We start from the raw sequence: 9,791 nt of genomic DNA, 5'->3' as shown, positions 1-9,791 counted from the left end.
AAAAAGCATTAAAAATTCTTGAGAAACAGGGGTTGATTGTTAGTCGTGGAAGTAAAGGATATTTTGTTACTGAAAGTGAGAAGAAAATAATTGAGTTAAGAAATCAGCATTTGAACAGGCTAACAAAAATATTGTTTGAAAAACTATATGTCTTAGGATTTTCGGATTCTGAGATTATCAAACTATTTGATAGAATAGAAACTAAAAAAATGAATAAAAATCAATTATGTATGAAGAAGATAAAGATACTGACTATTTAGATTATTGATAAAATGGAGGAAACAAATATGGAAGAATCTAAACATCTAATGTTAGAAATACCAAAGAAACAAAATGGGATTACAGCCAAAGTTTAGCGATAATGACTTTGATAGATTTCTTTCTTGGAAAGGTAGAAAATCAGATGAAACGCTGTGTAATGATTTTAAGCTATTAATTATTTCGCTTTCAAATCTTCTTTATAAAATTGATTTGGATGATAAAGATAAGAAGCTTTTATATAAAACTTTTAGAAAAAACAAAGAAATGCTTAGTGCGTTAGAAATTAAAAAGAAAGATTTTACTTTGGATATTATTAATGCAGTGGAAGAAGCACTTTCATATAGTTATAAATGATATGTATTTAAAGAAGAAAATAAGGATGAACTTATACTGTTAATTGTTTTATTTATCATATTTTATTGGTTAATATTTATTGCTAGTAAAAGCCTTGACCTCAAGGCTTTTTACTATATACACAAACAACACCTTGCAATCATTTTTTTAAAGTGATATACTAGGGCTACACAATGAAATCGTTTGCATAAAATTGTGATGAGTTTATAAAGAGAAATCTAGGAGAGAAAATATGGAATTGACAGCTATTTACCACAGGCCGGAGTCGGAGTATGCTTATCTATACAAGGATAAGCAATTGCACATTCGTATTCGGACGAAAAAGGGGGATATTGAAACAGTCGCCTTGCACTATGGAGATCCTTTTATTTTTATGGAGGATTCATATGAAGATACCAAAGAGATGGTTAAAATGACTTCTGATGATTTGTTTGATTATTGGCAAGTGGAGGTCTCAGTTGGCTTTGCTCGGATCCAGTATCTCTTTGAGATTAAGGATAAGCAAGGCCAGAGTATCTTGTATGGCGATAAGGGGTGTGTTGAAAACACGCTTGAAAATCTTCATTACGAGGGGAATGGCTTTAAGCTTCCTTATATTCATGAAATTGATGGTTGCAAAGTTCCTGACTGGGTGGCAGAGACGGTATGGTACCAGATTTTCCCAGAACGCTTTGCTAATGGCAATCCTGAGATTTCACCTGAAGGTGCGCTAGCTTGGGATTCGTCTATTAAACCAAAAACTAGCGATTTCTTTGGTGGAGATTTACAGGGGATTATTGACCATCTGGATTACTTGCAGGACTTGGGCATTACAGGCCTTTATCTCTGTCCAATCTTTGAGTCCCCTAGCAATCACAAGTATGATACGACGGATTATTTCGAAATTGATCGTCATTTTGGAGACAAGGAAACCTTCCGTAAACTGGTGGAGCAAGCCCATCAACGTGGCATGAAGGTGATGCTGGATGCTGTTTTTAATCATATCGGCGATCAATCTCCACAATGGCAGGATGTCCTTAAATACGGCGAAAATTCAGCTTATAAAGACTGGTTTCATGTTCGAGAGTTCCCAGTGACAAAGGATAAGCTTGCAAATCCAAGAAAGCTCCCTTACCATACCTTTGCCTTTGAGAGCTATATGCCAAAGCTCAATACAGCAAATCCTCAAGTGAGAGACTATTTGTTGAGCGTTGCGACCTACTGGATTGAAGAGTTTGACATCGATGCTTGGCGGCTGGATGTGGCCAACGAAGTCGACCACCAATTTTGGAGAGATTTCCGTAAGGCTGTCTTGGCTAAAAAGCCTGACCTTTATATTCTTGGAGAAGTCTGGCACACGTCTCAGCCTTGGCTAAATGGTGATGAGTTCCATGCGGTCATGAACTATCCTTTATCTGATAGTATCAAGGATTATTTCTTGCGTGGGGTCAAGAAGACCAGTCAATTTATCGATGAGATCAATGGCCAGTCTATGTATTATAGACAGCAGATTTCTGAGGTCATGTTCAATCTTCTGGATTCGCACGATACGGAGCGCATTTTGGCTACTGCCAAAGGTGATACACAGCTTGTTAAGTCTACTCTAGCCTGCCTCTTTTTACAAAGGGGAACACCGTGTTTCTACTATGGAACCGAGTTAGAATTAGACGGAGGGCCAGATCCAGATTGTCGTCGTGTGATGCCTTGGGAACGTGTTTCCGATAGCAATGAGATGCTCGATTTCATGAAGAAATTGATTCAGCTTCGCAAGGATGCTTCAGACATTATCCAGCATGGAAAATATATTCTAGAAGAAATCAAGCCTGATGTGCTGTCTTTGGAATGGGACTATGATAGACAAAAGGTCCGAGCAATTTTTAACCCATCAACTGAAAACTATCTTTTAGATAGTGATTCTGCAACTTTAGCAAGTCATTGTCAAATCTCGGGTGGGCAGCTTCTTATCTTACCAAAAGGCTTCGTAATCATTTAGGAAGATTGGGAACTGTTGCAAATTAATTTTTTGAAATTCGACTGAAAGACTTGTCAGGGTTACTCAAATTTCAAAAAACCAATCTAAGAGCAGTCTATTTAAGAAGAGCAAGTAACTTATTAGAAAAGAGGAGTTCAGAATGGAATTAAATGATTTTACGGAAAAAGAGCAAGAGCAAATCAAAAAGGGGCTTAGTACAGCCGTTATTAGTGATAAGGAAGCGGCTAAAAAGATTTTGGCGCTGGTGCCACAAGAATGGCTTAAGCGAATTCCCTTCTTTGTGAGAGGGCATGCAACGACCAAGACGGTTGAGCGAGTTGCCAAGCAATACCCAGAACTTTACGCTGTAGCTAAGCAAGCAGGAGAGCTTCCTGAAAAGGAGCGTGAAGAATTGCGCGCTATCATGATAGCTATCTTTGAAGAAAAGATGAACAAGCACAAGATTAAGTAGATTTATCAGTGTATAGCGTATAGCGATTCCTTTCTTTAAGTTGGCATTTGGAATTAGCTACTCTACCTTACTCATCAATTCATAAATCAAAGTGACTGCCGTTGATAAAAGTGCAGTCATTTTTTTGTTAAGGGGAATAGCTTCGGTGAGGTGTGTGTTTGTTTTATAAAGTTGTACTTTTAATTCAGATGTGATTTCAAGAACAAGGAAGTTTCTGTTCAAATTAGCTTTTTTCTTTCTGTTTTCCAGTATTTCTTGATATAATAACAAGAGGAATCTTTGAAAATTACCATAGTAAAAATGTAAACAGGACGAAAGAATGAAGAAAGTAAAAAAGATTATGTTGATGAGTGCCTGCACTTTGGCAATTCTTGGCTTAGTGGCGTGTGGGAAGACGCAAAAGCAATCGAACGGCGGTCAAGAAAATTCAACAGTTGGTCAGACTAGCTCGGAAAAATATCCGTGGAAGGCGACTTATTCAAATCTAAACAGTAAAAAAAGTGTCGAAGAAGTTAAGAGTCTGTTGGCTGCCGACTTGGATAAAAATGGTGTAGATAACTTTGTCAATCTAGTCAATGACTACAATGGCATTGTTGGTTCTGCTGGATTAACGGGAGATTTCACTACATTCACCAAAACAGACTACGATGTAGAAAAAATCAGCAACTTGTGGCGTGAAAAAAAGGGTGATTTTATCGGGACAAATTGCCGAATTAACTCTTATACTTTGCTAAAAAATAGCATCGAAATCCCTCAAATGGAAAAGGATGATGAACTTTTGTTCTTGGATAATGACGCGATTGACAAGGGAAAGCTATTTGATACTAAAGATAAAGAAGCCTTTAATATCCTATTCTCAAGAGTCAAGACTGAGGCGACCCAAGATGTCAAAGTTCACGCTAAGAAGATGGAGGAATACTTCAAACAGTTCAAGTTTAACGAAAAGGCAAGGATGCTCTCTGTCATTGTCCACGACAATCTTGACGGTGATTCTCTCTTTGTCGGGCATGTCGGCGTCTTGGTTCCAGATAAAGACGGATATTTATTTGTCGAAAAGCTGACCTTTGAAGAACCTTACCAGGCTATCAAGTTTGCAACCAAGGAAGATGTCTACAAATACTTGCAGACCAAATATAAAGACTACACAGGAGAAGGTCTGGCCAAGCCCTTTCTCATGGATAATGAGAAAGTAGTAGAGGATAAATAGAGATATTGCTGCTGTATGGAGTTTAATGTTTAGTTACGGCTGGTTGTTATTTCTGGAATCTTTTTGACTGTTTGATGGCAAGTCTAACAGAGTCATTTTTCTAGTTAAGTTAAAGTATAATTAGGGCAGACAGACGCACGGTTGTAACAACTGTACGTCTTTTTGCGTCGAAAAAGTGCTTGGTAATGTCTATATTGCTTTCTCCGCTACAGAAATGATAAAAATGTGATAGCTCTCTTAAAGAAAATCCTTTCTTTTTTAGAAAACATCAACTTTTTGTTGCATTTGCAATAAAAAGTTGATATACTAGTTTCATAAGGAGGACAAATGACAGTTTTACGTGAAATTGGCATTATTGCCCGAGCTTTGGATTCCATAGCTAATCTGGAGTTTCGTGACATAGATCTGGCGCGGGGGCAATATCTCTATCTGGTGCGGATTGCGGAGAATCCTGGCATTATCCAGGAGGAGCTGTCGGATTTGCTCAAGGTCGATCGCTCGACGGTGGCTCGCTCAGTCAAGAAACTAGAAGGCAAAGGTTTACTGGAACAGCGCCCAGCTGCCAATAACCGTAAGAATAAGGAATGGTTTGTCACCGAAAAGGGGGCAACCCTCTATCCTTTTATCTTAGCGGAAAACGAGTATTCGGAGCAGGTTTCGTTGGAAACTTTTTCAGAAACTGAGCGGAAAGAGTTAGAAAAGATGCTGGTTCGCGTCCGAGAGAATATTACCAAGGACTGGGAGCTGGTCAAAAAAGGTCAGAAAAGAAATTATTGAGGTGCAACATGAAAATTACAGTTGAAAATGAATTTTGGACTTTGTTTCCAGAGGCGCAGATTAGTATTATGGTAGCCAAGGGTTTGGACAATTCAGTTGATGAAAGTAAGGATCCTTATTTCAAATCCTTGCTAGATAAGGGAGCAAAGCGAGCTGAAGACTTTATCCCAGATGAGAATTTTACCCAGAATGATGTTATTCAGGAATGGCGGCAGGCTTTTAGTAAGTTTAAAACTAAGAAGGGAGCCCGTTCTTCCATTGAAGCCCTGCTCAAGCGGGTCAGTCAGGGGCGGGAGTTTCATCCGATCAATCCTTTGGTAGATCTTTATAACAGTGTGTCCTTGTCTTATGCCGTTCCTTGTGGTGGGGAGGATTTGGACAAGATTGTCGGTGGTCTTCATCTGGGGAAAGCCAAGGGTGGTGAAGCCTTCTTTCCACTGGGAGCTGAAACGGATGCACCGGCTCTCCCAGAGGAAATTATCTACTATGATGAGGAGGGAGCCGTCTGCCGCTGTCTCAACTGGCGAGAAGCTCAGCGAACCATGCTGACAGAAGGGACCAAGGATGCTGTTTTGGTTATCGAGGCTATCAATGGAGAGCAGGCAGCGCGTGCTCAAGCAGCCATGAAAGAACTCCAGTCTCTGGTGGAGGAATATTTCGGTGTCAAGGGTGACATTACCCACCTGACAGCTGAAAATCCAAGTTTGGAAATCTAATCATCAAAAAATCTGGGTCAGAATAATCTGGTCCAGATTTGCTTTTATAGGGCAAAGAAACTTTGGTCTAAACATAACTCTATTTTCTCTTCTTCGTAAGAAACCGACAATAATGCATCTGATTTGAATCATTCAAATCTTAAATTATAATGCTTTTGTATAATAATATCTTTCTCCGGTATAGGGATATTCTTTTAAGGCAAACACTTCTTCATAACCGTGCTTTTTATAAAAATCCGGTGCTTGAAACTGATAGGTGTTCACAAATGAATATTTACACTTTCTTTCTCTAGCCTCTTTTTCTGCCCGGTTCAAAATGTTTGAGCCTATGCCTTGTCCTCGGAAATCCTCTTGCACATACAAATATTCAATTTCTAGCCAATTTCCAAAAGTTTCGGCTACCATGCCAGCAATTAGATTTCCTTGTTGGTCTTCGACATAGATGTTAAGAGGTTCACTTTTTGACGGTTCTCTCTTTGATTGATTATATGCTCTGATTAAATTTCCCAGTTCTTGTGTTTTCTTCGATTCTCTATTTTCCAATCGAAATTGCATTGTAGCCTCCATATTAGCTTCTCAAATAGCCTATTATTATTTCTTGCTTTTAAAAACAAAAATCTTGCTGAAGACATAGTTGAGGATGATAATAGCTACTTGGGCAATGAAGGTTTCGACAGTATTGACCATCTTGATGTCATTGTTGACAAATTGGCCGATGATTTGCGGGAACCAGCTGACAAAGATGATGGTTAGAGCTAGGTCGAGGCCTAGGGTGCTGAGCCGAGCGATAAAGAATTTAATCAGTCTGACTGGCCAGCCCTTTCTTTTTTGCTTGAAAACAATGGTATCGTTGGTCGCAAAGGCAAAAAGAATACCGGCGATATTTCCGATGATGGTCGCAATGATTTCATTCGAGGTCAGAGTATAGAGCAGCATCCGGGTCGCGACAGCTACCACAGTAGTGGCTACTCCAAAAAACAGGTAGGATAAAATTTCATTACCAAAAAACTTTTTTATTACAACTTTCATGATCTTAGTCTATCATATTTTCGGGATTTGTGCTATACTTGAAAGGCTGTGTCTCAATGTGAGAGAATGAGGAGAAGGAGCTGTTTTAAAAGAATCTCCGACCTATTTCATTTCTTACTGTTAGTGATGGATACAGCCCTTGACGCTTAGCTTCTTTCGTCAAGCATATTTTAAGCGGGAAAACCGCTAAAGGAGAAAAAATGAAAAAACAAAACCTAACTGTTCGTGACATGACTCAGATTGCCTTAGTTGCGGCGATCTATGTAGCTTTGACCATTACCCCACCTTTGAATGCTATTAGCTATGGTGCTTATCAATTCCGTATTTCGGAGATGATGAACTTTATGGCCTTTTATCATCGTAAGTATATCATCGGGGTGACCTTAGGCTGTATGATTGCCAATTTATATAGTTTTGGTATCGTAGATGTCTTTGTTGGTGGTGGTTCCACTTTAGTTTTTTTGACTTTAGGTGTTATTCTTTTTGAAAAATTCAAGAATCAATATATTCTTAATAATCTGATTCGGCTAGATCATTTCTGCTTTGCAATTCTCTTTTCTATTTCCATGTTTACCATTGCTGCGGAACTGCACCTCTTACAAGGTCTTCCCTTTTTCCTCACTTGGTTTACGACAGCGGCTGGAGAATTTGTTTCTTTGCTAATTGGAGCGATTTTAATCAATCGTCTGTCCCAGCATATTGATTTGACGAGATAGATTACAAGGAACAACTATAAAAATGTATGGTTGTTTTTAATTTCCTGTGGATTGTGAGGAACAAATAGAGGAAGATTTCGCCCATTTATGATAAAATAGAAGTATGAAAAAAAGAATTGCAGAATTAGTCAAATTGCTTAATCGATACGCCCATGAATACTATACCAGTGATTGTCCAAGCGTATCTGACAGTGAGTATGATCGGCTCTATCGTGAGCTGGTGAACTTAGAAGAAAAGTACCCAACAGACATTCTGCCTGACAGCCCTACACATCGGGTTGGTGGGAAGATTTTAGAAGGATTTGAAAAATACCAACACCAGTATCCTCTTTTTAGTTTGCAGGATGCTTTTTCACGTGAAGAATTACTGGCATTTGACGAGCGGGTGCGTCGGGAATTTCCCAGCGTTTCCTACTTCTGCGAGCTCAAGATTGACGGTCTGTCTATTTCCCTGACCTATGAAAATGGTGTCTTGATAGCAGGCGCGACGCGCGGAGACGGCTCTGTCGGTGAAAACATCACGGAAAATCTCAAACGGGTCAAGGATATTCCCTTGACTCTCAAAGAGCCTGTTGACTTGACTGTCCGCGGAGAATGCTACATGCCCAAGGCCTCCTTTGATGCGGTTAACCAGCTACGGCAGGAAAATGGTGAGCCTGAGTTTGCCAATCCGCGAAATGCAGCAGCTGGAACCCTACGCCAATTGGATACAGCTGTTGTGGCTAAGCGTAAACTGGCTACTTTCCTCTATCAAGAAGCCAGTCCGACTCAGGAAACCAGTCAGGAAGCTGTTTTGAATAAGCTGGCATCTTTGGACTTCTCAGTCAATCCTACTCATATTCTGGCGGAATCTATGGATCAGGTCTGGGAGTTTATCGAAAAAATTGCTCAGGAGCGGGATAGTCTGCCTTATGAGATTGACGGTATTGTTATCAAGGTCAATGACTTGGCGGTGCAAGAGGAGCTTGGATTTACTGTCAAGGCACCTAAGTGGGCCATCGCCTATAAGTTTCCAGCTGAGGAAAAGGAAGCCCAGCTTTTGTCTGTGGACTGGACCGTCGGACGGACGGGAGTTGTGACTCCCACGGCGAACTTGACGCCGGTGCAGCTAGCGGGAACGACTGTCAGCCGAGCAACCTTACACAATGTGGACTACATATCTGAAAAAGATATTCGCAAGGAGGATACAGTTATTGTCTATAAGGCAGGCGATATTATACCAGCCGTCTTGCGTGTGGTCGAGTCTAAGAGGGTGTCAGAAGAGGCTGTGGAAATCCCAAGTCACTGCCCGAGTTGTGGCGGTGAGCTATTGCATTTTGAGGATGAGGTAGCTCTGCGTTGTATCAATCCTCTCTGTCCCGCTCAAATCATGGAGGGTTTGACTCATTTTGCCAGCCGAGATGCTATGAACATCACAGGCCTAGGCCCTGCGATTGTCGAAAAGCTCTTTGCCAAGGAATTGGTCAAGGATGTTGCCAGCATTTACCGTCTTTCTGTAGAAGACTTGCTCACCTTAGACGGCTTTAAGGAAAAATCAGCCAACAAGTTGTATCATGCTATTCAAGCTTCCAAGGATAACTCAGCAGAGAAATTACTCTTTGGGCTGGGTATTCGTCATGTGGGAAGCAAGGCCAGTCGGATTCTATTAGAGAAATTCCACGATATTCCTAGGTTGTCTCAGGCAAACCAAGAAGACATTGCAGCTATTGATAGCTTGGGGACTGTTATTGCTCAAAGTCTGCATTCTTACTTTGAGCAGGAAGGCAGCCAAGTGCTGCTGCGGGAACTGCAAGAAGCTGGTGTCAATTTAGACTATCTAGGTGAAAAAGTAGCTGCTGATGCAGTCCTCTCTGGCAAAACAGTCGTACTGACCGGAAAATTACAAAAATTAACACGGAATCAAGCCAAAGAAAAATTGCTGAGCTTGGGAGCTAATGTTGCCGGAAGTGTGTCTAAAAAGACGGACTTGGTGGTAGCTGGCAGTGATGCAGGCAGCAAATTGACCAAAGCCCAAGAACTTGGAATCGAGATTCGAGATGAGCATTGGTTAGATGGCTTGTGAGGCTGAGTATGAAGAACAAGATAAAAAAAGCAAGATTGATTTATAACCCAACTTCTGGGCAGGAGATTATCAAGAAAAATATTGCCGAAGTCTTGGACGTTTTAGAAGATGTTGGCTATGAGACCAGCGCCTACCAAACGACTCCAGAGCCTTTCTCCGCGCAGCGGGAAGCCGAAAGGGCAGCCAAGGCTGGTTTTGACTTGGTGATTGCTGCTGGTGGTGACGGAACGATTAATGAAGTGGTCA

General features: G+C 40.7%; 11 protein-coding genes, 1 pseudogene and 1 riboswitch. Of the genes and pseudogenes, 10 read left to right on the top strand and 2 right to left on the bottom strand.

All coding sequences use genetic code 11. From position 1 onward, the window contains the following. From STRDD04_RS10850 to STRDD04_RS02365, 7 genes and pseudogenes are all read left to right on the top strand, one after another. Positions 1–260 (top strand): annotated as a pseudogene (locus STRDD04_RS10850) (hypothetical protein); the annotation flags it as partial. 73 nt (positions 261–333) lie between these two features. After that, a complete protein-coding gene (locus tag STRDD04_RS02395; protein ID WP_062199026.1) occupies positions 334–615 on the top strand; it encodes a hypothetical protein in 282 nt (93 codons plus the stop codon). 232 nt (positions 616–847) lie between these two features. Then, positions 848–2,587, top strand: a complete 1,740-nt coding sequence (locus tag STRDD04_RS02390) for a glycoside hydrolase family 13 protein (RefSeq protein WP_062199024.1) — start codon at positions 848–850, stop codon at positions 2,585–2,587. Positions 2,588–2,726: 139 nt separating this feature from the next. After that, a complete protein-coding gene (locus tag STRDD04_RS02385) occupies positions 2,727–3,038 on the top strand; it encodes a hypothetical protein (protein ID WP_062199022.1) in 312 nt (103 codons plus the stop codon). 319 nt (positions 3,039–3,357) lie between these two features. Further along, positions 3,358–4,245, top strand: coding sequence for a DUF4300 family protein (locus tag STRDD04_RS02375; protein ID WP_062199018.1), 888 nt, complete (start codon positions 3,358–3,360; stop codon positions 4,243–4,245). A gap of 327 nt (positions 4,246–4,572) precedes the next feature. Then, positions 4,573–5,022, top strand: a complete 450-nt coding sequence (locus STRDD04_RS02370) for a MarR family winged helix-turn-helix transcriptional regulator (RefSeq protein ID WP_062199016.1) — start codon at positions 4,573–4,575, stop codon at positions 5,020–5,022. An 8-nt stretch (positions 5,023–5,030) separates the two neighbouring features. Further along, positions 5,031–5,738, top strand: a complete 708-nt coding sequence (locus STRDD04_RS02365) for a B3/B4 domain-containing protein (RefSeq protein ID WP_062199014.1) — start codon at positions 5,031–5,033, stop codon at positions 5,736–5,738. A gap of 144 nt (positions 5,739–5,882) precedes the next feature. On the opposite strand, the gene STRDD04_RS02360 is transcribed toward STRDD04_RS02365, so the two are convergent. Together STRDD04_RS02360 and STRDD04_RS02355 are read right to left on the bottom strand one after the other, a co-directional pair. Continuing rightward, complete coding sequence (locus STRDD04_RS02360) at positions 5,883–6,293, bottom strand: GNAT family N-acetyltransferase (RefSeq protein ID WP_062199012.1); 411 nt, start codon at positions 6,291–6,293, stop codon at positions 5,883–5,885. A gap of 36 nt (positions 6,294–6,329) precedes the next feature. After that, positions 6,330–6,767 (bottom strand): GtrA family protein, encoded by a 438-nt coding sequence (locus STRDD04_RS02355; protein ID WP_062199010.1) that lies wholly within the window; start codon positions 6,765–6,767, stop codon positions 6,330–6,332. A 108-nt stretch (positions 6,768–6,875) separates the two neighbouring features. After that, positions 6,876–6,970: riboswitch (PreQ1 riboswitch) on the top strand. Here STRDD04_RS02355 and STRDD04_RS02350 point away from each other — a divergent pair. The 3 genes from STRDD04_RS02350 to STRDD04_RS10500 all read left to right on the top strand — a co-directional run. Beyond that, positions 6,968–7,483 (top strand): QueT transporter family protein, encoded by a 516-nt coding sequence (locus STRDD04_RS02350; RefSeq protein ID WP_037614731.1) that lies wholly within the window; start codon positions 6,968–6,970, stop codon positions 7,481–7,483. It overlaps the preceding riboswitch by 3 nt. Positions 7,484–7,586: 103 nt before the next feature. Next, positions 7,587–9,545 (top strand): NAD-dependent DNA ligase LigA, encoded by a 1,959-nt coding sequence (ligA, locus tag STRDD04_RS02345; protein WP_062199008.1) that lies wholly within the window; start codon positions 7,587–7,589, stop codon positions 9,543–9,545. An 8-nt stretch (positions 9,546–9,553) separates the two neighbouring features. Continuing rightward, on the top strand, positions 9,554–9,791 hold a 238-nt coding region (locus STRDD04_RS10500; protein WP_197460064.1), incomplete at its 3' end, for a diacylglycerol kinase family protein.

It is taken from the genome of Streptococcus sp. DD04 (assembly GCF_001578725.1).
Lineage (GTDB): Bacteria > Bacillota > Bacilli > Lactobacillales > Streptococcaceae > Streptococcus > Streptococcus sinensis.
Note: the sequence above shows the minus strand (reverse complement) of the source record. Positions and strands in the feature narration are given on the sequence as shown.